Genomic DNA, 24,097 nt, shown 5'->3' with positions numbered 1-24,097 from the left:
TCTCTCGGCAGGATTTCTCAAAATCACGCCATACCGAGGTAGGCTTTCTTGACCAGCGGGTTTCCGGCGATCTCCGAGGCCTTTCCCGACATACTGACGATGCCGTTCTCCAGCACATACGCCCGGCTCGATACCTGTAAAGCCATATTTGCGTTCTGCTCGATCAGAAGCACCGTCACCCCCTGCGCATTGATTTTTCGAATCATGGCAAAGATCATTTCCACAAAATTCGGCGCAAGTCCGAGCGAAGGTTCATCCAGGAGGATCAGTCTCGGATTGGACATCAGCGCCCTCCCCACCGCGAGCATCTGCTGCTCTCCTCCGGAAAGGGTTCCGGCCTGCTGCTGCCTCCTTTCCCTTAAGCGGGGGAACAGTTCATAGACCCGCTCTCTCGACTCCTTAATCTGCCTTTGCTCCCTTACGACAAACGCACCGATCCTCAGATTTTCCTCCACGGAGAGCTCCGGGAAAACCTCTCTCCCCTCCGGAGAGATCCCGATACCCGCCTTTGTCATGGAATAGGTCGGCACGCGGCTGATATCCCTTCCGTCGAAAATAATCTTTCCGGCCGCAGGCTTCACGATCCCCATGATCGAGTTCACAAGCGTGGTTTTCCCCGCGCCGTTGCTTCCGATCAGACAGACAATCTCTCCCTCATTCACTTCCAAAGCGACTCCTTTCAGGGCATGAATCGCTCCGTAGTTCGTATGCAGGTCCTCAATTTTCAACAGCATTCTGTGATCCTCCGAGATAGACATTGATGACTCTCTGATTTCGGGCGATCTCCTCCGGCAGCCCCTCCGCGATCGGCTTCCCGTGATCAATGACATAGATTCTGTCGGAGATCTTCATCACGACGCTCATATCGTGTTCTATCATAAGAACCGTATATCCCCGCCCCTTCAGGAGCCGGATGAACTCCATCAGCTCGGAGGACTCCTGCGGATTCATGCCGGCGGCCGGCTCATCCAAAAGGATCAGCTTCGCCCCCGTCGCGATCGCTCTCGCAATCTCCAGCTTACGCTGGTCCCCATACGGCAGGTTTGAGGCATAGTCGTCCCGCCTCTCATAGAGTCCGACCTCCTTCAGGATTTTCAGCGCCCGGAGCGTAATGGCATCCTCTTCTTCCCGGAATGCCCTGCTCCGAAAGATCGAGGAGAGAAAGCTGTAGCCCGTTTTGATATGCGCTCCCACAAGCACATTTTCGATCACCCTCATATCCGGAAAGAGGCGGATATTCTGGAAGGTCCTGGAAATCCCCCGCTTTACGATCTCTCCCGGCTCGCGGCGCTGGATTTCCTTCCCCTCAAAGAGAATCCTCCCGTGATCCGTCTTATACACTCCCGTGAGCATATTGAATACCGTGGTTTTCCCCGCGCCGTTTGGCCCGATAATGCTGACGACTTCCCCTCTTTTGACCCGGAAGCTGACATTCTCTACTGCAACGATGCCGCCGAAGCGCTTCGTAATTTCCTCTACCTCCAGCAACAGATCCTCTCTATCCATTTTGCCCCCATCCGCGCAGCCGGATTTCCTGCTGCAGCTTCCTATGCGTCTGCTTCCTTCCTAAGCTTCTTTTTCACATTTCCAGACAATCGATACGGCAGGGAAGACCTCCAGCCCAGGATCCCGGACGGGCGAAAGCGCATCATCAGGACAAGGATGGCGCCGTAGAGCACAAATCGGTATTTCATCAGACTTCGGGACAGCTCCGGAAACGCGATCAGGACGATCGCTCCGACATAGATCCCCCGCAATGTCCCCATACCTCCGAGAATCACGATGCTGAGTATCAGCGTGGATACATCGAAATTAAAGGTATTGGGATCGATATATCCGATCAAGGAGGCATAGAGGGCGCCGCCGAGCGCACAGATCACAGCGGAGAGGACGAATGCCAGGATCTTATATGCTGTGACGGGAATCCCCATCATTGTGCTCGCCATCTCATCCTCCCGGATCGCCCGAAGCGCCCTTCCTGTTTTTGACCGCATGAGGGAGCGGCAAAACAGCGATATCAGAACAATCATAAACAGTATCAGGAAATACATCCCGTGATTCGCTGTCGTGAGCTTCCATCCGAAAATCTGCGGCTTTGGGATATTCTTGACCCCCAGCGTTCCATTCGTCACGCTCTGCCAGTTCATCAGCACCATCTTCACGATCTCACCAAAGCCCAGAGTGATGATAGATAAGTAGGTGCCCGTCACGCGCAGGGTCGGAAGGCCCATCAGCGCGCCGATCAATGCCGCCGCGAGCATCCCCGCAAGCATCGACGGGAAAAACGGGCATCCCGCCTTCACGGAAAGAAGCGATGCGGTATACGCGCCGATAGCCACAAAGCCCGCGTGTCCCAGGGAGACCAGGCCCGTATATCCCGTCAGCAGATTCAGCCCAAGGCCCAGTATAATGTAGCAGCCGATCTTCGCGACTACCGTAAGAAAATACGGATTCCGGAATACAAACGGCAGCATAAGAAGGAAGACGGTCAAGATGATCCAGAGCAGCTTCGCATTCCTCCACGCAAAGCTCTCAAACGAAGACAATTTCCATTTTTTCCCTGTTTTATCCATCTGCATTCTCCTGTCCTATACCTTGGTGATTCCCTTTCTTCCGAATAAACCATTCGGCCGAAGAATCAGCACCAGGATCAAAATAATGAATGCCACAGAATCCCGGTAGGTCGAACCCAGAAACATGACTGCCATGCTCTCCGCATTTCCGATGATCAGTCCTCCCAGGATGGCTCCCGGGAGACTTCCGATCCCTCCCAGCACAGCGGCGGAAAATGCCTTGAGCCCCGCCATGAAGCCCATATTCGGGTAGACAATCTCGTAGTAGCCTGCGATCAGGACGCCCGCCAGCGCCGCGGAGACACCCGCGAGAAAGAAGGTAAAGCGGATGACAAAGTTTACGTCGATCCCCATCATCCGCGCTGCCTTGGCATTCTGCTGACTGGCTCTCATGGCAAGCCCGATCTTCGTCCGAAATACGATAAAAACCAGAATCAGCATCAGGATCACGGAGATGACGCACATCATAATCTGCGTCATAGAGACCGTCCCTCCCAAAAGGTGAATCCCGCTGTGCCCGAAAAAATTCGGGAAATTTCTCTTTTCGGAGCCCAGAAAGATAATCAGCAGATTCGTCACGATATTGGAGATCCCGATGGTCGTGATGAGGGAGGCAATCGGAGGCGAGCCCTTCTTCCGGAGCGGCTCCAGCGCCGCCTTATCGATCAAAATCCCCAGTATCCCGGTAAAGAGCATGCTAAGAAGAATTCCCGGGATGATTCCAAGCCGCATACTCACGATAAAAACCATCGCGATCTCCGCCCCGAAGGCATATACCGAGCCATGTGAAAAATTAACCAGCCTCAGGATCCCGAATACCAGCGAGTAGCCGACCGCAATCAATGCGTAGCCCATGCCGAGCGCCAGGCCGTTGAAAATCTGCTGAAGCAGCATAATTACCCCCTCTCCTGTATTGAATTAAGACAGATTTCCTGCCAGCCGCCTCCCTCAAGCTTCCTTCTCTTTCCGACATCAGTCCATCTTGACAAACTTTCCGTCCTTGATCGTCACCTTCACAAAGGCCTTGTCGACATCACCGGTCTTGTCAAACCTGGTATCCCCCGTGACGCCGTGGTAATCCAGCTTATAGAGCTCATCCTTTACCTTTTCGGAATCCGTATCACCGACGTTTTGAATGGCTGTGAGCAGCATCCCCACGGAATCATAGGCCTGGGAGCTAAGGGCCGACGGCGCCGCGCCGTAGGCTTTTGTATACGCGTCGACATAGTCCTTTATGCTCTGCTCCTCCGAATCCGCGAAGAAGATGACCGGGAAGCAGACCCCATTGACGGCATCCCCTCCCAGCTCCAGAAGCTGCGTGCTGTATGCATTGGAAAAGGCGATGATGGCGATGTCCGGATTCACCCTTTTGTACTGCTTTGCCACCGGTGCCACCAGATTGTACATGCCGCAGCAGATCACAGCTTCCGCTCCCGCGTCATTGAGCTTTGCAATCGCCGCGGAATAGTCGTCGGAGCCCTCCATGACCTCCTCGTGCGCAACAAGCTCTACTCCCTTATCCTTCATCCCCTCGAGGATTCCCTTGATGATGCCGGAGGTATTGGTCCCCCAGTCCGTCATAATGGAAATTATGCCGATTTTCTTCTTTCCGAGGTCATTGACCGCGATATCCACACTGGCACCGCCCTCCTTCGAGATGACGGTATTGTTTCGGAAGATATAATCTCCGATCGAGGAATAATCCGGATGCGAGGCGGACGGGGAAATCTCAATCACATGGTTTTCCTCATAGATCGGCGCCGCCGTCATACATACGCCCGATGAAAAATGTCCGATCACCCCCGCAATCTCATCCTTTTCCGAGACGATCTTCTGTGCGATCGTCGTCGCCTCCTCGGAGCTGTTCTTATCATCATACTCGACGATCTGAACCTCTCTCCCCAGGCAGCCGCCATTCTCATTCCACTTCTTCGCCATGAGCTTGGCGGCATTGGCAAAGCCGATGCCGTATTCCGAATTATCGCCTGTCATCGGCGCTGCCACGGCGACTTTAATCGGATGAGCGCTGTCCATGCCGCTGTTTTCCGCTGCACTCTGGGAGCCGCTCTCATTTTTTGCCGCCGTCGTCCCTGCCCCGCTTCCGGCACTGCACGCCGCATTAAAGAGCATCGCCGCAAGCAGCAGCATCGACACTGCCATAGCATTTCTTTTCATACACACCTCCTTAATCATGTTTCATGGATCATGATATCCAGAATTACCTGATCCGTTTCCCTCATTCCTTCCTTTGCAAGCTTTACCACTCCGTCCAGTGTCTTCCGGAAGTTATCCTTGACCATTCCGTCATCGCGGGAGAAGCGGATTCCTTCCATAGCCATATCGCTTCCCATAATGGCCGCATCGATGCTGCTTGCAATCTTCGCCGCACAGGATTCCCCCGCGCCGTCGCATACGATTCCCGAGATATTTTCCAGAGTATTGATGATGGTATTTTCGATCTCCCGCAGCCCGCCGCCTCGAAGATAGCTGATTCCCGCACCCGCTCCGGCTGCCGCATTCACGACACCGCAGTATGCGGAGAGACGCCCGATCTCATGCTTTTGATAAATCGCCGTGAGATTACTGAGCAGTAAAGCCCGCAGCAGCTTTTCGTGGGAAAGCTTTAAATATCTGCTGTATTCTATGAGCGGAAGAGAGACGGTGATTCCCTGATTTCCGCTCCCCGAATTGATTACCACCGGAAGATCGCAGCCATTCATCCTGGCATCCGATCCCGCGGCCGCCATTGCCCTTGCCCGGAGCTTGACATCCTCTGCATTGTTCCTGAAGAGCGCCCTGCCGATTCCAGCGCCATAGCTTCGTCTCAGCCCTTCCTCCGAAATCGCCGTATTGCAGCGGATCTGCTCCTCGATGAGCTCCCTGATCCTTTTCCCATACATGGACTTCTCAAAATCGATCTCCTCCGAAAAGCGGAGAATCGACTCCAGATCCAGCTCCCGATACTCCGGCTCCTTCTCCTCCCCCTCGGCTCCCGTTTCCCGATCGAAGATGACTTCTCCATTTTTACTGAGCCGATACAGTCCGGTATGCGTGTGGCGCACGCAGGCTTCCGCGGTATCGTCCCCGCTCTTGAGACTGACGATAATGTGAAGCTTTTCTGAGCTATCCAGCTGTTCCACAAGACAGATTTTTCTTCGGATCAGCTCCTTTGCAAGATCGATGTCTTCCTGCTGGATCCCCCGGAGCACCTCGAGCTTATCGTCCGGATTTCCTCCGACCGCCCCGAGCAGACACGCTGCCTCAATCCCCTTCAGCCTTCCCCCCATGGGGACATATACGCTTTTGGCGTTCTTTATCACATTCCCGCTGCATCTCACCAGGGCCTGATCCGGAAGCCTTCCGAGAGCTCTTCTCGCGACGGAAGCGGTATATGCGATGGCAATCGGCTCTGTGCAGCCGAGCGCCTTCTTCAGTTCGAAGGCCAAAATATCGCAAAATGCTTTCTCTTCTCTTTCGGACACTCCTTTTTCCTCCTCAATCCCCTCTGTTTTGATGTCATCATTATAGGATTCCGGGCATACTCTTTCAATAATTTTTGTTAAAATAATGCATTTCTCGCGTTTTAAATATACAATAATAGTTTTATTTGCACAAAGCTGGTGGATCTGCAATAAATAATCCGCATGGAATGTGTCAATTTGAGACAAGGAGGAATTCCTCCGGTGAAATCCGCTGTTTTGCGAAAATTTTTTCCTAAACAAGGCAGCCGCTTCCTCTTAATCTATTGAAAAAAAAGAAAAATGCCGGAGCTTCCGCCAAGGAATTTCCGACATTTCTTCTTCGCCTGAAAACACGGATACGGATCCGGTCCGCTTTCCCTCCGTTTCCGGACGGAACCGGACCTGCTTCATAAAGAGGGAAGCAGTCTCAGCGTTTCCCCGCTTCAGCCAAGCCTCTTCTCGATCGCCTCATTGACGGCCCGAAGGGCCTGCACTCTCGCATAGTACTTATCATTTCCGGATAGGATATGCCAGGGGGCAAAGTCCGTGGAGGTATAGCGGAGCATCTCATCCACTGCGCTCTCATATCCCGGCCACTTCTCCCGGTTCCTCCAGTCCTCATCCGTGATCTTCCACTGCTTTTCCGGTACCCTCTCCCGGGCCTCAAATCTCCGAAGCTGCTCCTCATTGGAGATATGGATCCAGAATTTCACGATCACCGCTCCCCACTGCCAGAGCCCGCACTCGAAATCATTGATCTCCCGGTAAGCCCTCTGCCAGTCCGCTGTCTCGCAGAAGCCCTCGATCCGCTCCACGAGGACTCTTCCGTACCAGCTCCGGTCAAAGATCGCGATGTGTCCGTCCTTCGGAAGCCTCTTCCAGAAGCGCCAGAGAAAGTGGCGCTTTTTTTCCTCGGGAGAGGGGCTCGCGATCGGATGGACGATATAGCCCCTCGGATCCAGCGCGGCGGAAAGGCGCTTGATATTCCCTCCCTTCCCCGCGGCATCCCAGCCCTCATAGGCGATGAGGAGCGGAATCCTGTGCAGATAGAGGCGGTTGTGATTTTCCGAGAGACGCTTTTGCTCCCTTTTCAGGGATGCTCTGTACTCCGCTTCGTCCAGCTTTACGGAGAGATCGGTTTCAGAAAGGGCGGGCATCGGGATAAAGCGATAATCTCCCGCATCGATATGCTCCGCCGAGATCTTCCGCGCCGCCCTCTCCCCGGGAAGCCTCGCGAGCTTTTCCTGTACGGAGGAGAGCAGTGCGCGGAAAATCCCGACAGTCGCCGCCCTCCTGTCCACTCCGGAAAAGATATGCCAGGGGGCGGAAGCGGAGTTTGTGTACTCCAGCATGAGATCATAGCATTTTTGGTACCTGCGGTAATGATGCACCCGCTTCCAGTCCGCTTTCGACACCCTCCAGGAGGTATCCGGATTTTCGGCGAGCTTGGTAAGACGCTTTTCCATCTCCTCTTTTGGGAGGTGGAGGAAAAACTTCAGGATGAGATAGCCATTGTCCGTAAGCGTCCGTTCAAAGCGGAGAATGTCGTCCATGTGCGCGCGGTTTTTCTCCTCCGGGATCCCGTTTTTCAGCCGGAGCGTCGATACCTCCTGATACCAGGAGCGGTCCATAATCGAGAGCTGTCCCTCCTCCGGAATCGTCTGCCAGTGGCGCCAGAGCATGGGATAGCGGAGCTCTGTCTCCGTGGGAGGCTGCGTATTCACAACCGTGAACCAGCGGGGATCGAAATTCTGGATGAGCTTCTGAATCATGAGTCCCTTTCCCGCGCTGCTCCATCCCTCAAAGAGGATAATGACGGGGAGCCCGGCCGCACGAAGCGGCGCATCCAGCGCGGTGAGCGCCCTCTTAAGCCTCTCGATCTCCGCGCGGTAAACTTCCTTGGAGAGCTTTTCCTCAAGATTTACTTTTTCCAGCAAGTGGCGGCCTCCTTTCTCTTCTGTTCCTTCCCGGCGGGAAAAGGTACATCCCGCGCCGGGCTTCTCCTTGGACCTTTGGATTTCGGCCCCTGAAATAATAAGGGCCTGTCAGTTTAGGATCTGTCAGTTTAGATTCAGAGCGGCGAGTCCCAGAAAGACCAAAATCATGAGATCGACCGGGATTGTGGTAAAAAAACGGCTGATGCAGCAGTGGAAGCTCTGCTCGGCTTTCAGCTCCCGGAGAAAGGGGGCAAAGCTTCGGACCAGACTGACGATGAGCACCACCGCACCGATGAGCAGGACGAGGGGATAGAGGATACTGAGAAATCCCTCCTCCGAAAAATGGTTCGCTAAAATCGCGAAGAGGTTATTGATGAGGTGGAGAAGAATCGAGCAGTGAATCCCATAGCGGTCTCTGATATCGGCGAGAACGATGCCGAGAAAAAGCGCCAGAAAAAATTGAAAGACATTGGCATGCATGAGCGCGAAGAAGAGCGCGCTCATCAGGATCGCAAACAGCCTCCCATAGCGCCTCAGATATCCGAAGAAAAGTCCCCGGAAAAGAAGCTCCTCAAAGAGAGGGGCCATAAGGATGGAGTAGACCCATTGCCAGATGTCCCCGACATCCCCCCCCGGACGCGGCCTCCCTCGCAGCCTCCAGACTGAAGCCCATCGCCTTGAGAATCCCCTCTATCGGAAAATCCAGAATCATAGTCAGAAGCTGCACTCCATAGAAGAGAAAGCTGTAGTAGACGATGGTCCGGATGCGGAAGCGCTCCAGGGGGACGGGATGCGGCTGAAAGCCCAGGATCAAAAAGGCAAAGAGCAGAGCCGTTACGCCGGAGAGTATCATCGCAAAATACATATTCCGAAAGAGATCCGTCCCCAAAAGAGAGACAAAGCCCGCGCCGAACTGAAATGTGAGCTCATAGACAAAAAGCGCGATCATAAGCTTTGTAAAGTACGGCCTCATCGCGTGTTCCGAAAAACTGACAGAATTCCTTTCCATGACATCCCTCCTGCTTTCGCTTTCCTTATAGTAGCATGTTCTGTCCTATTCCGCATCTTTTTCGCTCTGCCGCATCGTTCCCATCCATTTTCCGCTGCTTTAGCAGCATTTTCGCGGCGTATTTTGGCGGCGAAAAGCAGAGATATTGACAGAAATCCCCCGGCCTGTGCTAAAATATTCTCTGCCGCCTAAGCGAAGGGCAGAGAGGACGGCAGAGGCAGCTTATAAAGAGATAAAGGAAGGGGGCTTATACAGGATGAAGGAGGCAAAGCGCGACTGGTACCTCTATCAAAAGCGGGCGGATTTTTCCGAGCTCTCCGAAAAGCTCGGGATTGATCCTGTGACCGTCCGCATCCTTCGAAACCGGGAGCTCCATACGGAAGAGGAGATCCGAAGCTTTCTCTCCGCTTCCCTCTCGGAGCTCCCCTCTCCCCTCCTCCTCCCGGACGCCATCCGCTTTGCGAATATACTAAATCGGGCACTGGCGGAGAAAAAGCGGATCCGCATCGTGGGGGATTATGATGTAGACGGCGTATGCGCGGCCTATATCCTCTACCGCGGTCTCTCCGCCCTGAGTGAAAATCTGGACTATGAAATCCCCGACCGGATCCGGGACGGCTACGGGATCAACCGGGAAATCATCCGCCGGGCAAAGGAGGACGGAGTCGGGCTGATCCTGACCTGTGATAACGGGATCTCCGCGAGAGAGGAGCTTTCCTATGCGAAGGAGCTCGGCATCCCGGTGCTCGTGACGGACCACCACGATATCCCGAGGGATTCGGAGGGGAGGGAGCTTCTTCCGGAGGCTCTCGCCGTCGTAGATCCCAAAAGAGAGGGGAGCCGCTATCCCTTCCCGGAGATCTGCGGCGCGGTAGTGGCCTGGAAGCTTTTGCTCCTCCTATACCAGATGAAAAATATCGCGGAGGAAGAGGGGATGAGGCTCCTCCCCTTTGCCGCCATTGCCACAGTATGTGATGTGATGCCTCTCCGGGAGGAAAACCGCATCCTCGTAAAATACGGTCTCCAGGCTCTTTCAGATCCGGAAAATCCCGGCCTCCGGGCTCTCCTCTCACAAAGCGGTCTCTCCGGATTCTCCCCCCTTCGCGCCTATCACCTCGGCTTTGTGCTCGGTCCCTGCATCAATGCAGGGGGGAGGCTTGAGAGCGCAAAGACCGCCCTCCGCCTCTTTCTCTCGGAGAGCCCGGAGGAGGCAGAGCCGCTCGCCCAAAAGCTGAAGGAGCTGAACGAACAGAGGAAGGCCATGACGAAGCAGGCCTGCGAGGAGGCCTTCCGGCAGGCGGAGGAGGAGGACGAGAGCAGAAGCGTCCTGCTCCTTTATCTCCCAAAGCTCCACGAAAGTCTCGCGGGAATCGTCGCGGGGAGAGTCCGGGAGCGCTACTACCGGCCGAGCTTCATCGTCACAAGAGCACAGGAGGAGGGCATGGCCAAGGGCTCCGGAAGGTCCATTGAGGGCTACCCCATGGCAGATAAGCTCGCGGAGCAAAAGGAGCTCCTCGAGCGCTTCGGCGGACACCCGATGGCAGCGGGCTTCTCCCTCCGCGAGGATAAGATCGACGCTCTCCGCTCCGCTCTGAATAAGGATGCGGAGATTCCTCCGGAAAAGCTCAAAGAGAAGCTCTGGATCGACGCCGCGATGCCCTTTTCCTATGTGACGGAGAAGCTCATCTCGGAGCTCTCCCGCCTGGAGCCCTTCGGAAAGGGCAACGAGAAGCCCCGCTTCGCGGAGCGGGCGCTCCGGATTCTCTCTGTCAGGGTCCTCGGCCAGAAGCGAAACGCCGTGAAATTTCTCCTTCTCTCCGGGGAGGGAAGGAGAGCGGAGGCGATTCTATTTTCCGACGGAGACCGCTTTCTCCGGGAGCTCGGAGAAAAAAGGCTCATGGATATCGTTTACTATCCGGAGATCCATGAGTATAATGGCAGGAAATCCCTGCAGCTTATCATCAGTGATTACCGCTTCAGGGAGGAGAGCAGGTCGGGAGGAGGGAGACATGATTAAGGAAGTGATGGACTATATCGAAAAAGCGGATCCGGAGGTCGGGAGAGAGATCTGGAAAGAGTATGAAAGACAACAGCAGAACATCGAGCTGATCGCCTCTGAAAATATCATCTCCGCCGCCTCGATGCTGGCGATGGGGAGCGTCCTCACGAATAAATATGCAGAGGGCTATCCCGGAAAGCGCTACTACGGCGGCTGTTCTGTGGTGGACAGGATCGAGAGCATCGCGATCGAGCGGGCGAAGAAGCTCTTTCACTGCGAATACGCAAACGTGCAGCCGCACTCCGGCGCTCAGGCCAATATGGCGGTGATGATGGCGCTGTGCAGCCCCGGGGACAAGGTCCTCGGTATGTCCCTTGATGCGGGCGGACATCTGACGCACGGCTCTTCCGTGAATTTCTCCGGACGCTATTTCTCCGTCAGCTCCTACGGGATCAATGAGGCCGGCTTCCTGGATTATGATGAAATCGAAGAGACCGCGCTCCGTCTGAGACCGAAGCTGATCATCGCCGGCGCCTCCGCCTATCCGAGAATCATCGACTTCCGTCGCTTCCGGGAGATCGCAGACCGCTGCGGCGCGATCCTCTGGGTCGACATGGCCCATATCGCCGGGCTTGTCGCGGCGGGGCTTCACCCCTCCCCCATCCCCTATGCCCATGTGACGACCACTACGACGCATAAGACGCTCCGGGGCCCGAGGGGGGGACTCATCCTCTCCGACAAGGAGACCGCGGAGAGGTTCCAGCTCGACAAAAATCTCTTCCCCGGCTCTCAGGGAGGACCTCTCGAGCATGTCATCGCCGCAAAGGCGATCTGCTTCGGAGAGGCCATGAAGCCGGAGTTTTCGGACTATCAGAGGCAGATCCTGAAAAACACCAGGGCTCTCGCGGAGGCTCTTATGCTTCAGGGCTTCCGGCTCGTCTCCGGCGGGACGGAGAATCATCTGATGCTCCTTGATCTCACAAATCTCCCGGGGCTCTCCGGGAAGGACTTCCAGAACCGCTGCGACGAGGTGCACATCACTCTGAACCGAAACGCGATTCCAAATGACCCCCGCCCCCACTTCATCACCTCCGGCGTCCGGATCGGCACCGCCGCGATCTCCTCCAGAGGCTTCACGGAGGCGGAAATGGAGCCGATCGCGGAATGTCTCTGGAAAACCGCGGCGGATTTTGAGAAGAGCAAAGAAGAGGTCCTTCAGACCATTCTCTCCCTCAGCGCTGCCCATCCCATCTACGAGGGCTGACGCTCCTTCTTCCTGCTCAGAAGATGATAGTAGACCGGAAGCAGCAGGAGAGCCAGGATCGTGGAGGCACTCAGACCGCCGACATCCACGAGGGCGAGGCCCTGCATGACCTCTCCGTTTCGTCCGAAGGCCGCGGCCATAGGAAGCATGGACAGAACCGTGGTCAGCGTGGTCATGAGGATCGGGCGAAGCCTCGTCGCCCCCGCCTCGACCAGGGAATCCTTAAATGGCATTTCTCCCCGGTACTGGTTGACCGTATCCACGTAGAGGATGCCGTTGTTTACGACGGTTCCAACCAGCATGAGAAAGCCGAGCAGGGAGTTCATGGACAGAGTGGCATTAAAGAGCCAGAGGAAGCCGAAGGAGCCGATCAGAGAGAAGGGGATCGTCGTCATGACCATGATGCTGTAGCGCATGGATTCAAACTGCGCCGCCATCACGACAAAGACCAGGAAGACCGCGATGGAGATCGCAAGCCCCAGTGCTCCGAACTCCTCGTTCATACTCTGTGTGGAGACGCTGCTCGTCTTACTCACATCATGATCCAGATACTTTGAAAGAACATCCTCATCCAGCTGCTTCTTCGTATTTTTCGTCGCCTTATCCGTATAATCCGCCGTAATCGTGAGCTGATACTTCCGATCGACGCGGTAGATAGAGGCCGGGGAATCCGAGAAGCTGATATCCGCGATATTCTGAAGCTTTACGGAAGAGCCCCGCGCTGTCTTCAGCATGATATTTTTAAGCTTCTCCAGGCTGTCATAGTCCTCCTTCGGATACTCCAGCATGACGGAGGCATCCTCCCTGTCCACCTTCATCGTCATCACCTCCGTGCCGGAGAGGAGAAGATTCAGGTTCTGCGCCGCAAGGATCGGCGAAAGCCCCTCCGCGGCGGAGCGGATCGGATCCAGACGGACCTTCAGAATGGGGGCCGCGTTCTCCATGCTGGAGTGAACAGCAGTCAGATCCTCCCTCTGCCGAAGCTCCGAAACCAGCCGGTCCGAGATCTCCTTCAGCTTATCATAATCCGTCCCGCTCAGGATCGCCTCATAATTCGGCTGCTCACTTGACATATAGGACATGCTGCTCGAGGACTTCACGCGGATTGAGGCATCCGTCATATCCGAAAGCTTCTTCTGCCAAAGCTCCGCCTTTTTCTTCGTGCTCACGGAGCGTTTCTTCTTCAGATAGGCCGTCACGCTCGATCCGCTCTCACCGAAGAGAAGGCTCCTCGCATCCGAACTGCTCCGCACCATATATCGCTCCGTATCCGAATCCGAGGCTGCGAGCGCCTCCGCCTTTTTCAGGATCTTATCCAGCTCCTCGATCCTAAGCCCCGGCTTTGTCGTGATGGAGATACTCACAATCCCCTCATCCGTCTGCGGCATGAGCTCTGTCTTTACCTTGGTCGCGAGGAAGATCGAGAGCACGAGGAGCAGGATCGTCGTAATGACGACCAAAAGCTTATGCTTCAGAAGCCTCCCGATCACATTGCGGTAGCCCTCCTGCAAGGCCCGGATCCCCCGATAGGCGGGTGCCTTCTCATTCTCCTTCGGACGGTAGATGCTGTAGCAAAGCGGCACGATCGTGAGCGCGGAGATCAGGGAGGAAAGCATACAAAATACGATCGTAAAGCCGAGGGGCTTGAAAAACTGTCCGCTGATCCCCTTCATAAAGCCAAGAGGCAGAAAGACCACGCAGGTCGTCAGAGTAGAGCCGAATACGGAGCCCCCCACCGTCTCCACGGAGCGGATCGCCGCCTGCCTTCTCTCCCCATCCCCGCTGTCTCCGATCTTGTCGATGGAGCGGAAGCAGGCCTCCAGCACGACAATGGAATTATCCACCATCATCCCCACACCGAGGACCAGGGCGGAAAGCGTAATCATATTCATACTGTAGCCCATCGCCCACATGAAGATGAGCGCTCCGAGAATCGCGATCGGAATCGAGGTCCCTACGATCAGAGAGGCCTTCCAGTCCCCGAAAAAGAGAAGGATGATCGCCATGGAGATCGCGACCGCCATGAGCATCGTCTGAAACACACTCGAGAGAGAGTCCCGGATGCTGTCTGCGGCATCGTTGATCACCGAGATCTTCAGATTCGGATCCTCCTTCTCCATCTCCGCGATCAGCTTCTTTGCCCTTCTTGAGAGCGTGACCGCGGACTCGCTCTGCGTCTTTTTCAGGCCGAGCATCACAGTATCGGAACCGTTGTATCTCCCGATCGAGCTCTGCTTCTCAAGCGCCGTCCTCACGGTGGCGAGATCCTTCAGATAGATCGTGTCCCCGTTTCCGGTGATGATCGGAAGCTCCTTTAAGCTCGCAACCGTATCAAAATCCGCTGCCGTCGTGACAGAAAGATCCTGCGATCCCACGCCGGTCTCCCCCGCGGGATAGCTGAAGTCCGCATTCTTTATGATATCGGAGAGCTTTGAGAGATCGAGATGATACTGCTCGAGCTTCTCCGGGCTCAGCCGGATCTGCACATACTGCTTCCTCCCCCCGGATAGATCGACAGAAGCCACGGAGGAGAGCTTCTCAAACTGCGGCGAGATCGTATTCTTCACGTAGTTGTACATGTTTTCCTGCGCATTGTTCTCAACCGCAAGATCCATGGATGAGCTGTCTGTGATGTTCATCTCGACGTAGCTTGGCTCCTTCGCGTCCTTCGGAAGCGAAGGCTTTAATTCATCGATCTTTTTCTTCAGCTGATCGTAGGCCTTGTCCATATTGGTTCCGTAATTATAGCGAACGGCAACCATAGAGAGGTTTTCCGCAGAGGTTGAAGTATATCTCTTGACATCGGAAAGAGCGGCGACCTTCTCCTCGATCGGCTTGCTCAGCAGCTTGTCCACATCCGTCGGGGAAGCCCCGGGATAGCTGGTTGTGATGAGAATCAACGGGAGATTCATATCGGGCATCAGCTCGAGCTTTGAATTCAGGATCGACATAAAGCCGAAGAAAATGAGACAGAGAACGGCGAGAAAGGTCGTGACCGGACGTCTCAGAACAAGCTTTGTGATAGAACTCATACTTATCTCCTATCTGCCTTCCAATCCGGGGAAACATGTCCCGCACTGTCTTTTGGCAAGACTCGTTCCCCCGGTGCTTTCTTTCTATATCAGGTGGCCCCGCGGTTCAAAATCCGAAGGCCCCTTCTATTCGCTCTGAGAGGCAGAGCTTCCGCTCTCCCCCGTATCCCCGGACAACCTCACGGGGGCGCCGTCATAGATCTCATTATTCCAGCTCAGCACTACAAGAGCGTTCTCATCCAGTCCGGACAGCACCTCCGCATGATCTTTATTCTGTATTCCGAGCTCTATGGGGTTTCGAACGACCTTCCCGTCCTGATAGAGATAGACATAGGGCTCCCCCGCGGAATAATAGACTGCGTCCAGGGGAATCCGCTCCGCGTCCTCCGCCCTCTCTGAGACCAGACTGATCTTGCAGGAGGCGCCGTCGGGGAGAAGCTCCGCATTCTCCAGTGTTGCCTTCACCGGGAAAAGTCCGGTCTCAGGACTTGCAGCGCTCCCGATCTCCGTGATCTTCCCGCTGTAGCTCTGACCCTCCTTTTCCAGGCTGATGCTCTGCCCCAGGCTCAGCTTCCCCAAAAGATCCTCTGTCACATTGAATTTCGCGATCTTTCCACCGGAGGCCGCGATCGAGCAAAGCTGCGTGCTCTGAGATACCAGCGCATTCCTGCTCATCGTGCTGTTCTGCACGGTCCCCGAGGCGGGAGCAGTGACCGTCGAGAATTCCACCTGCGTATCATAGTTCAGGCGGGCGGATTTCACCGCCGCCGAAGCGGCCTCTGCCGCCGTTCTCGCGCTCTCATAGTCCTGCTCGGAGATATCCCCTGACTGGCGGAGAGAGGCCATGCGGTTTGCCGTATCCCGGGCGTTTCTCTCCTGCGCTGACGCCTGCTCCAGTGAGAAAGCTGCCGCATCAATCTGCTTTTGATTATCGATCGCCGCGATCTTGTCCCCTGTCTTGACGATGTCCCCGTTTTTCACATAGACCTCCCGGAGCTCTCCCGCGGCCTTCGGAAGGACGCAGTAGGTATCAGAGGGCGCGACCTTCCCCATCAGGGAGACTGTAGTCTCGATACTCCCCCTCTCCGGCTTCCCCGTGCTGACGATCGGGAGCTCCCTCGTCTCAAGCTCCTCCTTCGGCGCAAGCATTCTGGCCGCGATCAGCGCCGCCAGGCAGGCGACAATTGCTGTTCCAATCAAAACCTTCATGATCTTTTTCATACCATTTTGCTCCTCTTTCAAACAAATAGGATTCGTCCCATGGCAAAGCATCACCAGTTCTCAAAACAGAAGGGCTGATCGTTTCAGCCCCTTTCCCTCACGCAATCGCCTCCGACATTCACATCCCGGCCCTGCCTCTTAATACGACAGGATCCTCCTTATGGCTGAGCATCGGCGGACATGCAGCCGCGCTTCAGGATTCCCATGAGGATATCAAATTCCCTGAGCTCCGCCTTCATCGACTCGGGATAGGTATAGATGCGAAGCAGCGTGATGAGAGCGGAGCTGAACATCGCTTTAAACAGGACAATCCGCTCCTCCTCCGGTGCATTTCCGAGAGATGCCGGGCTCGTGCGCCTAAGAAGCCAGTCGAGAAGGACGCGCTCATATTCTCGCTTCGCATCCTTTCGATTGATAAGGTCCAGCCTTCTGGGAATCCCCGCATAGCTCAGAATGCGAAGACTCTCTTTCACGAGAAAATTCTCCTTCGCTTCGACAAGCCTCCTGAGCCAGCTGTGCACGGCAAGCCAGATATCCCCCTCGTACTCCTCCATCCTCTCCTGGAGATAGGCCGCTGCCAACCTCTCCTCCTCCTGAAAAATATAGGCGAGAAGATCCTCCTTGTCCTCGAAGTAGGTATAGAAGCTTCCGCGGGAGATCCCCGCATATCGGATAATCTTGTTGATTGAAGCCTGCTCATAGGGAACATGGGAAAACTCTCTCCGCGCTGCCCTTATGATCCGCTCCTGCTTTTCCTTTTCCAGCTTTAAAAAACGATCACTTGGCATCCTCTCCTCCTTCTTCTTCGAATGACAAGTTGTCATCATTCAGTCTCCATCAGTATAGTGACAATTTGTCATTCTGTCAAGCCCGGATTTCGTCCTGCTGCCCGGATAAGAGATAAACCGCTTCGCTTCCATACTTGGCCTCTGCCTCCTTCCGCTCTTTCCTGCTTTTAGAAAGACTATCGCTGCCTTTATAGCCAAAGCCATCCCTTTGATTGGACGGCTCTTCCATGCGTTCAGATCGGGCAAGGTATGAGAGCCGCGCCCAGACAGAATAAAAGAGCCCTGCTCCGTTAAATCCCGAAGCAGGGCTTTTCGATAAACGTATTTCATAGGTTTCCGTCTTACCCTCTGTCCCCGGAGCCGAACAGGCGGTAAGAAGCATGAGCACCGCTGTCAGCGCAGATGCCGCCCGGATATAGCCTTTTCTCATTCGATCCTCCCAAAATCACAATACAAAAACAGGAGGCCCTCCGCGGTGCGGAGAGCTTTCCGCCGTAAATCCAAATCCATTCTGGCGGAAAGAATTCCTCCTGTCCAATTATGATTTACGATAAGGGAAAGGGATTATTCCAAATCGCTATCCAAGGCCTCTACTTTCCGAATAAGGTTTCCAGGATGCCCCGGCCGAGCGCGGAGCCGACATTTCCTCCGATCCTGCGTCCGACACTGTTTCCGAGGAGGGACTTTCCGACTGAATTTCCGAGCTCCCGTCCGATCGCTCCCGCGGTGGATTTCCCGACCCTCTTAATGATCGCACTCTTCTCCTTCTCCGCCTTTGCCTTCTCCCTTTCGGCCTTTGCCTCCGCCTTTTCCTTCTCCTTCGCGGCTTTCGCCTCTGCTCTTTCCCTCTCCTTTTCTTCTCTCAGGGCAAGCCTCTCCGCCTCTGCCTGCTGCCTTTTTGAAAGCTTCTCCGCCTCCGCTCTTTCCTTTGCCGCTGCCTTTTCCTCCGCCGTCCGGCGCTCTGCCTCCTCCTTCTCCGCCGCTGATCTCTCCAGAGCCTTCCGAAGCTCCTCCTCCGAAAGCTCCGTCTTTCTCTTCAGAAATTCATAGGCGGAATCCCGGTCTATGCTTGCATCGTATTTCGAATAGAGCGAGGATGCCTTGATTTTCGTCTCGCGGACGCTGTCCTCGATCGGCCCCATCCTGCTCTCCGGCGGAAGGATCTTCCCTCTTCGCACCGGCTCGGGCCGTCCCTCCTGATCCAAAAAGGATACCAGCGCCTCTCCGGTCCCGAGCTCCGAGAGCAGCTTTTCCGTATCGAATGCGGGATTCTTCCGGAAGGACTGCGCCGCGCTCTTCAGCTTTTTCTCCTCCGCCGGCGTATAGGCGCGGAGCGCATGCTGGATTTTATTTCCAAGCTGGGATAATACGGAATCCGGGAGATCGGAGGGACTCTGGCTGATGAAATAAATCCCGATCCCCTTGCTTCGGATCAGCCGGACGACCTGCTCTATTTTTTCCAAAAGAGCCTTCGGCGCATTATCAAAGAGAAGGTGCGCCTCGTCGAAGAAGAAGACAAGCTTTGGCTTTTCCGGGTCCCCCGCCTCCGGCAGTGCTTCGAAGAGCTCAGAAAGCAGGTAGAGCATGAAGGTCGAGTAGAGCCTCGGGTCCTGCACGATCCGCGCCGCGTCCAGGATAGTGATGAATCCTCTCCCATCGCTGTCCGTCCGAAAAAAATCCCGGATATCAATGGCCGGTTCTCCAAAGAAACGATCTCCTCCCGCATTTTCCAGTGCCACCACGGCACGGAGAATCGCATTCAGGCTCGGCTTCGACATGTTGCCGTATTCTCCGGAATACTGTGCGGCATTCTCCCCGATATACTGGAGCATGGAGCGGAGATCCTTGGAGTCGAGGAGAAGAAGCTTCTCCTCATCCGCGATCCGGAATACGATAGAAAGGATATCCGCCTGAAGATCCGAGAGCTGGAGAAGCCTTGACAAAAGCACCGGCCCCATTTCAGAGACTGTAGTCCGAAGCGGAAGGCCTCTCTCCCCGCTGAGATCGAAAAACTGCACCGGAAAGCTCCGAAACTGAAATCCTGTCCCCTCCAGGCCGAAATATTCGATCCGCTTCCTCATGTCCTCGGAGTCCGCACCGGCCTCACAGCAGCCCGCAAGATCCCCTTTCACATCTGAGAGAAAGACCGGCACCCCCATCTCGCTGAAGGACTCCGCGAGCACCTTTAAGCTCACCGTCTTCCCGGTCCCGGTCGCGCCCGCGATCAGGCCGTGGCGGTTCGCCATCTTCGGCAGGATAGAAACCCTGCTCCCGTCATCAGCATCCTTCAGCACCCAAAGCTTATCCTCAAATCGCATCCTTCCCTCTCCTTCTCTGCCTCTTCTCCATAAAGCAGGGCTCTCCCGCTCTGCTCCGCAGCCCTCCGTGCTCATAAAGGGCGCATCCTAATCCGCCGTGCCGCTCCACTTTTTCCTGATTCCACGCATGCTTTCGCGGCTGCGTCGCTCTCAGCATGCTCCCGGGCATTCGCACTCCCGGTCTGCTCCGCATCCCTCCCTGCTCATAAAGGGCGCATCCTAAAGTCTCTCCGACTTCGCCCTTTTCCCTGCTCTTACAATGATTCCACGCATGCTTTCGCGTCTGCGTCGCTCTCAGCATGCTCCCCGACATTCGCACTCTCGCTCTACTTCGCAGCCCTCCGTGCTCATAAAGGGCGCATCCTAAAGTCTCTCCGGCTTCGCCCTTTTCCCGGCTCTTACAATGATTCCTCGCATGCTTTCGCGTCTGCGTCGCTCTCAGCATGCTCCCCGACATTCGCACTCTCGCTCTGCTTCGCAGCCCTCTCTGCTCATAAAGGGCGCATCCTAAAGTCTCTCCGACCCTCCCGTGCCGCTCCACTTTTTCCTGATTCCACGCATGCTTTCGCGTCTGCGTCGCTCTCAGCATGCTCCCCGACATTCGCACTCCCGGTCTGCTTCGCAGCCCTCCCTGCTCATGCCGGGGCGTGTCTTAAAGTCTCTCCGACTCCGCCGTGCGCCGCTCTACTTTTCCTGATTCCACGCATGCTTTCGCGGCTTCGTCGCTCTCAGCATGCTCCCCGACATTCGCACTCCCGGTCTGCTCCGCATCCCTCCCTGCTCATGCCGGGGCGTGTCTTAAAGTCTCTCCGACTCCGCCGTGCGAGCACGTCGCGTCGGAGAGACTTTAGACACTGGAATCATTATACCATCCCTTGCGAAAATTTCCTGCTTGATTCTGATCGGGTCTTTCGGAGCTTAGTTTTTGGTTTCCTGGATTCCGAGGATTTCCTTTGCGTGTGAGATCTCCTGTTCTGTCGGCGGGTTGACCGTCGGGAGGCGGTAGGGGATCCCCAGCTTTTCGTATTTATAGACCCCCAGCGTATGATAAGGCAGGATCTCGACTTTTTTCACATTATGCAGGCTATCGATAAAGGATTTCAGACTTCGGAGCTCCTCATCCCGGTCTGTGACACCGGGTACAAGCACGTGCCGGATCCAGACGGGAACCCCGGTTTCAGAGAGGTAACGCGCACAGTCCAGGATATTCTCATTGCCCCAGCCCGTGAGCCAGCGATGCTTCCTGCTGTCAATCTCCTTTATGTCCAAAAGCACCGTATCCGTCAGCTTCATAAGTTTCGTAAATTTTCCGAAAAACGGCTTCTTCCTCGTAAAGGGCTGCGCGGAGGTATCGAGACAGGTATTGATCCCCCTCCTCTTCGCCTCTTCAAAAAGCTGCAGCACAAAGTCGATCTGTATCAGAGGATCGCCCCCGCTCACGGTAATGCCGCCATCCTCTCCCCAGTACTCCCGATAGCGCTCCGCCTGGTCCAGGAGAGAGTCCGCGCTTCTCATGTCCTCGGAGTGATAATCCCAGGTATCCGGATTATGGCAGTAGCGGCAGCGCATCGCGCAGCCCTTCAAAAAGATCAAAAAGCGCGTTCCCGGTCCGTCCACAGAGCCAAAGCTCTCCACGGAATGCACCGCCCCAAGAAGCTTCTTTTCACCGGAAGGCGCATCCGCCGCATCCTTTTCCATATTGATAAGCCTCTCCTCCATGCCCTCCATAAAACCTCCTGATCTCCCAAATTCTATCCCCAACCGTTATTTTTTCGATAAGGAACGACAGCCTCCGATCGTTCCAGAAACATGCACGGAAAAGGGCCGTCCAGAACATCCCATGCTCCCGGGCCCTTTGGCACAGTCGCTTCTCTGTCCTGAATGGCCCTCGGCTCATTCCCAGTCTATCTCCATGGAGACACGGATCGATTCCGGTCCCTGTCCCAGAAGTCAGGGCGCTGCGTTTCTCCCGCAGCGTCCCAGCTCCTCTCGCCTCTCAGCTTCCGTCTTTTTAAAGCTTCTTGTGCTCGGTCCTCGCGATCACATCGAGCTGCTGCTCCCTCGTGAGGTCGATGAACTTCACCGCATAGCCGGAAACCCGGATCGTGAAGTTCGCGTACTCCGGCTTCTCCGGGTGCTCCATCGCATCCCTGAGCTTCTCGACGCCGAAGATGTTGACATTCAGATGATGCGCGCCCTTTGCGAAATAACCATCCATGACCCGCACAAGCGTCTTCGTCTCCTCATCCTCCGTATGTCCGAGTGCCGAGGGATTGATGGTCTGCGTGTTCGAGATCCCGTCCAGCGCATACTCATAGGGGAGCTTCGCGACCGAATTCAGAGAAGCCAAAAGCCCGTTCTTCTCCGCCCCATAGCAGGGGTTCGCTCCCGGAGACAGGGGCTCTCCGGCCCTTCTCCCATCCGGCATATTCCCGGTGGCCTTCCCGTAGACCACGTTGGAGGTGATTGTCAGGATCGAGGTCGTGGGCTCCGAATTCCGATAGGTATGATACTTCTTGATCTTCGTGAGGAAGGTATGGAGGAGCTCCACCGCGATATCATCCGCCCGGTCATCGTCATTTCCATAGCGCGGGAAGTCTCCCTCCGTCTCAAAATCCATGACCAGGCCGCTCTCATCCCGGATCGTCCGTACCTTCGCGTACTTGATCGCAGAAAGCGAATCGACCACATGGGAGAAGCCCGCGATGCCGGTCGCGAAGGTCCTTCTGACATCGGTATCAATGAGGGCCATCTCCGCCGCCTCGTAGAAGTACTTATCATGCATGTACTGGATCAGATTCAGGGTGTTGACGTAGAGCCCCGCGAGCCAGTCCATCATCAGATCATACTTCTTCATCACCTCATCGTAGTCCAGGTACTCGGAGCTGATCGGCGCAAAGGGCGGGGATACCTGCTCCTTGGTCTTCATATCTCTCCCGCCGTTGATCGCGTAGAGGAGGCACTTCGCAAGATTCGCTCTCGCCCCGAAGAACTGCATCTCCTTTCCGGTCTGCGTCGCGGAGACACAGCAGCAGATGCTGTAGTCATCCCCCCAGACCGGGCGCATGACATCGTCGTTCTCATACTGCACGGACGAAGTCTTCACAGAAATCCGGGCCGCATACTCCTTAAAGCTCTCCGGCAGGCGCTTCGTATAGAGCACGGTCAGATTCGGCTCCGGCGCAGGGCCCATATTCTCCAGGGTGTGGAGGAAACGGAAATCGTTCTTTGTCACCATGGATCTTCCGTCCTGCCCCATCCCCGCGACTTCCAGCGTCGCCCAGACCGGATCTCCGGAGAAGAGCTGGTTATAGGACGGGATTCTCGCAAACTTCACCATCCGAAGTTTCATCACGAAGTGGTCGATGAGCTCCTGTGCCTCCTTTTCCGTGATGGCACCGTCCTTCAGGTCCCTCTCAATATAGATATCCAGGAAGGTCGAGATACGCCCCACAGACATCGCGGCGCCGTTCTGCGTCCGGATCGCCGCAAGATAGCCGAAATAGAGCCACTGCACCGCCTCCGCCGCATTCTTAGCCGGGACCGAAATGTCATAGCCGTAGGAGGAGGCCATTTCCTTCATCTGCTTCAGCGCGCGGATCTGATCGGAGATCTCCTCCCTCTGCCGCACGACATCATCCGTCATAATGCCGCAGCCGCAGTTCGCGAGATCCTCCTGCTTCTTTTCGATCAGGAAGTCAATGCCGTAGAGCGCTACCCTCCGGTAGTCGCCCACGATCCGTCCCCTTCCATAGGTATCCGGAAGACCCGTCACGATCTTATTGTGCCTCGCCTTGATCATCTCCGGTGTATAGGCATCAAAGACGCCCTGGTTGTGCGTCTTGTGGTACTCCGTGAAGATCTTGTGAAGCTCCGGGTCCGGCGTATAGCCGTAGGTCGTCAGCGCCTGCTCCGCCATCTTGATCCCGCCGTAGGGCATGAAAGCTCTCTTCAGGGGCTTGTCCGTCTGAAGCCCTACGACTTTTTCCTTCTCCTTCGTCCCCTCCGCGATGTAAGCCGGGCCGTAGGCTGTGATCCCGGAGACCCGCTTCGTCTCCATATCCAGGACGCCGCCCTTTGCCCTCTCCTCCTTCTGAAGCTTCTGTACCTCAGCCCAGAGCTCATTCGTCGCCTCTGTGGGGCCCGAAAGGAAGGACGCATCTCCATCGTAGGCCGTGTAGTTCTCCTGAATGAAGTCTCTCACGTTGACATCCCTGAGCCAGTGACCACCCTTAAAGCCTCTCCATTCTTCTCTCATCGCTCGCCTCTCTATTCTCCGGTTCTATGCCGGTCCGATTACCGCCTTCCCGTTTCCGGGAGGGATGAAATAAAAGCTTGAAAAAACTTAACTACCCTCTTTCCGTGCACAGTATACAATATACATTTTTACGGGTCAATCTCCTGATCCCTTGAATTTTCCATGTATCGGAGGAAAACAATAATACTTCTCAGATTTGTTTTTTCCCTGATACATGCTTGAGTAAAGTCTAGTAAT

18 protein-coding genes are annotated in these 24,097 nt (G+C 55.4%); 2 read left to right on the top strand and 16 right to left on the bottom strand.

Features of this window, described 5'->3' with window-relative positions; genetic code table 11:
- Nucleotides 1-23 precede the first annotated feature (23 nt).
- The 9 genes from GCWU000341_RS02130 to GCWU000341_RS12540 form a co-directional block, all read right to left on the bottom strand.
- Nucleotides 24-734, bottom strand: coding sequence for an ABC transporter ATP-binding protein (locus GCWU000341_RS02130; protein WP_009214055.1), 711 nt, complete (start codon nucleotides 732-734; stop codon nucleotides 24-26).
- Entirely contained in the window at nucleotides 718-1,506 is a 789-nt protein-coding gene (locus GCWU000341_RS02125; RefSeq protein ID WP_009214054.1) for an ABC transporter ATP-binding protein, read from the bottom strand. The genes GCWU000341_RS02130 and GCWU000341_RS02125 overlap by 17 nt, the downstream gene beginning before the upstream one ends.
- A gap of 41 nt (nucleotides 1,507-1,547) precedes the next feature.
- Nucleotides 1,548-2,573: a branched-chain amino acid ABC transporter permease gene (locus GCWU000341_RS02120; protein ID WP_196794784.1), complete on the bottom strand. Its 1,026-nt coding sequence runs from the start codon at nucleotides 2,571-2,573 to the stop codon at nucleotides 1,548-1,550.
- A 15-nt stretch (nucleotides 2,574-2,588) separates the two neighbouring features.
- Nucleotides 2,589-3,467: a branched-chain amino acid ABC transporter permease gene (locus tag GCWU000341_RS02115; protein ID WP_009214052.1), complete on the bottom strand. Its 879-nt coding sequence runs from the start codon at nucleotides 3,465-3,467 to the stop codon at nucleotides 2,589-2,591.
- Nucleotides 3,468-3,545: 78 nt separating this feature from the next.
- Nucleotides 3,546-4,748, bottom strand: coding sequence for an ABC transporter substrate-binding protein (locus GCWU000341_RS02110; protein ID WP_040652915.1), 1,203 nt, complete (start codon nucleotides 4,746-4,748; stop codon nucleotides 3,546-3,548).
- A 14-nt stretch (nucleotides 4,749-4,762) separates the two neighbouring features.
- The gene (locus tag GCWU000341_RS02105) at nucleotides 4,763-6,055 is read right to left on the bottom strand and encodes an L-cysteine desulfidase family protein (protein WP_040653268.1); all 1,293 of its coding nucleotides are present in this window, start codon (nucleotides 6,053-6,055) and stop codon (nucleotides 4,763-4,765) included.
- 422 nt (nucleotides 6,056-6,477) lie between these two features.
- Complete coding sequence (gene pap / locus GCWU000341_RS02100) at nucleotides 6,478-7,971, bottom strand: polyphosphate:AMP phosphotransferase (protein WP_009214048.1); 1,494 nt, start codon at nucleotides 7,969-7,971, stop codon at nucleotides 6,478-6,480.
- A gap of 123 nt (nucleotides 7,972-8,094) precedes the next feature.
- Entirely contained in the window at nucleotides 8,095-8,559 is a 465-nt protein-coding gene (locus GCWU000341_RS02095; RefSeq protein ID WP_009214047.1) for a CPBP family intramembrane glutamic endopeptidase, read from the bottom strand.
- A complete protein-coding gene (locus GCWU000341_RS12540) occupies nucleotides 8,543-8,980 on the bottom strand; it encodes a hypothetical protein (RefSeq protein ID WP_009214046.1) in 438 nt (145 codons plus the stop codon). The genes GCWU000341_RS02095 and GCWU000341_RS12540 overlap by 17 nt, the downstream gene beginning before the upstream one ends.
- 256 nt (nucleotides 8,981-9,236) lie before the next feature.
- Here GCWU000341_RS12540 and recJ point away from each other — a divergent pair, with 256 nt between their 5' ends.
- Nucleotides 9,237-10,997: a single-stranded-DNA-specific exonuclease RecJ gene (recJ, locus tag GCWU000341_RS02090; protein ID WP_040652914.1), complete on the top strand. Its 1,761-nt coding sequence runs from the start codon at nucleotides 9,237-9,239 to the stop codon at nucleotides 10,995-10,997.
- The gene (gene glyA, locus GCWU000341_RS02085) at nucleotides 10,990-12,243 is read left to right on the top strand and encodes a serine hydroxymethyltransferase (protein WP_009214043.1); all 1,254 of its coding nucleotides are present in this window, start codon (nucleotides 10,990-10,992) and stop codon (nucleotides 12,241-12,243) included. Before recJ ends, glyA begins: the two co-directional genes overlap by 8 nt.
- Here glyA and GCWU000341_RS02080 read toward each other — a convergent pair.
- From GCWU000341_RS02080 to pflB, 7 genes are all read right to left on the bottom strand, one after another.
- Nucleotides 12,231-15,275, bottom strand: a complete 3,045-nt coding sequence (locus GCWU000341_RS02080) for an efflux RND transporter permease subunit (protein ID WP_009214042.1) — start codon at nucleotides 15,273-15,275, stop codon at nucleotides 12,231-12,233. The two genes, glyA and GCWU000341_RS02080, sit on opposite strands and share 13 nt — an antisense overlap.
- Before the next feature lie 126 nt (nucleotides 15,276-15,401).
- Nucleotides 15,402-16,496 (bottom strand): efflux RND transporter periplasmic adaptor subunit, encoded by a 1,095-nt coding sequence (locus tag GCWU000341_RS02075; RefSeq protein ID WP_040652912.1) that lies wholly within the window; start codon nucleotides 16,494-16,496, stop codon nucleotides 15,402-15,404.
- Nucleotides 16,497-16,654: 158 nt separating this feature from the next.
- Nucleotides 16,655-17,284, bottom strand: a complete 630-nt coding sequence (locus GCWU000341_RS12535) for a TetR/AcrR family transcriptional regulator (protein WP_081443135.1) — start codon at nucleotides 17,282-17,284, stop codon at nucleotides 16,655-16,657.
- A gap of 39 nt (nucleotides 17,285-17,323) precedes the next feature.
- Nucleotides 17,324-17,614, bottom strand: coding sequence for a hypothetical protein (locus GCWU000341_RS02065; protein ID WP_155812562.1), 291 nt, complete (start codon nucleotides 17,612-17,614; stop codon nucleotides 17,324-17,326).
- Between the two features lie 260 nt (nucleotides 17,615-17,874).
- Nucleotides 17,875-19,602, bottom strand: coding sequence for a helicase HerA-like domain-containing protein (locus GCWU000341_RS02060; RefSeq protein WP_009214038.1), 1,728 nt, complete (start codon nucleotides 19,600-19,602; stop codon nucleotides 17,875-17,877).
- Nucleotides 19,603-20,520: 918 nt separating this feature from the next.
- The gene (gene pflA / locus GCWU000341_RS02050) at nucleotides 20,521-21,300 is read right to left on the bottom strand and encodes a pyruvate formate-lyase-activating protein (RefSeq protein WP_040653263.1); all 780 of its coding nucleotides are present in this window, start codon (nucleotides 21,298-21,300) and stop codon (nucleotides 20,521-20,523) included.
- Nucleotides 21,301-21,613: 313 nt separating this feature from the next.
- Nucleotides 21,614-23,860, bottom strand: coding sequence for a formate C-acetyltransferase (pflB, locus tag GCWU000341_RS02045; protein WP_009214035.1), 2,247 nt, complete (start codon nucleotides 23,858-23,860; stop codon nucleotides 21,614-21,616).
- Nucleotides 23,861-24,097: the final 237 nt, after the last annotated feature.

The organism is Oribacterium sp. oral taxon 078 str. F0262 (genome assembly GCF_000160135.1).
Lineage (GTDB): Bacteria > Bacillota > Clostridia > Lachnospirales > Lachnospiraceae > Oribacterium.
Note: the sequence above shows the minus strand (reverse complement) of the source record. Positions and strands in the feature narration are given on the sequence as shown.

Coding starts and splice junctions, on each gene's coding strand:
- GCWU000341_RS02130 (WP_009214055.1), bottom strand. CDS start 734: ATGCTGTTGAAAATTGAGGACCTGCATACGAACTACGGAGCGATTCAT.
- GCWU000341_RS02125 (WP_009214054.1), bottom strand. CDS start 1,506: ATGGATAGAGAGGATCTGTTGCTGGAGGTAGAGGAAATTACGAAGCGC.
- GCWU000341_RS02120 (WP_196794784.1), bottom strand. CDS start 2,573: ATGGATAAAACAGGGAAAAAATGGAAATTGTCTTCGTTTGAGAGCTTT.
- GCWU000341_RS02115 (WP_009214052.1), bottom strand. CDS start 3,467: ATGCTGCTTCAGCAGATTTTCAACGGCCTGGCGCTCGGCATGGGCTAC.
- GCWU000341_RS02110 (WP_040652915.1), bottom strand. CDS start 4,748: ATGAAAAGAAATGCTATGGCAGTGTCGATGCTGCTGCTTGCGGCGATG.
- GCWU000341_RS02095 (WP_009214047.1), bottom strand. CDS start 8,559: ATGGCCCCTCTCTTTGAGGAGCTTCTTTTCCGGGGACTTTTCTTCGGA.
- GCWU000341_RS12540 (WP_009214046.1), bottom strand. CDS start 8,980: ATGGAAAGGAATTCTGTCAGTTTTTCGGAACACGCGATGAGGCCGTAC.
- recJ (WP_040652914.1), top strand. CDS start 9,237: ATGAAGGAGGCAAAGCGCGACTGGTACCTCTATCAAAAGCGGGCGGAT.
- glyA (WP_009214043.1), top strand. CDS start 10,990: ATGATTAAGGAAGTGATGGACTATATCGAAAAAGCGGATCCGGAGGTC.
- GCWU000341_RS02080 (WP_009214042.1), bottom strand. CDS start 15,275: ATGAGTTCTATCACAAAGCTTGTTCTGAGACGTCCGGTCACGACCTTT.
- GCWU000341_RS02075 (WP_040652912.1), bottom strand. CDS start 16,496: ATGAAAAAGATCATGAAGGTTTTGATTGGAACAGCAATTGTCGCCTGC.
- GCWU000341_RS12535 (WP_081443135.1), bottom strand. CDS start 17,284: ATGCCAAGTGATCGTTTTTTAAAGCTGGAAAAGGAAAAGCAGGAGCGG.
- GCWU000341_RS02065 (WP_155812562.1), bottom strand. CDS start 17,614: ATGAAATACGTTTATCGAAAAGCCCTGCTTCGGGATTTAACGGAGCAG.
- GCWU000341_RS02060 (WP_009214038.1), bottom strand. CDS start 19,602: ATGCGATTTGAGGATAAGCTTTGGGTGCTGAAGGATGCTGATGACGGG.
- pflA (WP_040653263.1), bottom strand. CDS start 21,300: ATGGAAAAGGATGCGGCGGATGCGCCTTCCGGTGAAAAGAAGCTTCTT.
- pflB (WP_009214035.1), bottom strand. CDS start 23,860: ATGAGAGAAGAATGGAGAGGCTTTAAGGGTGGTCACTGGCTCAGGGAT.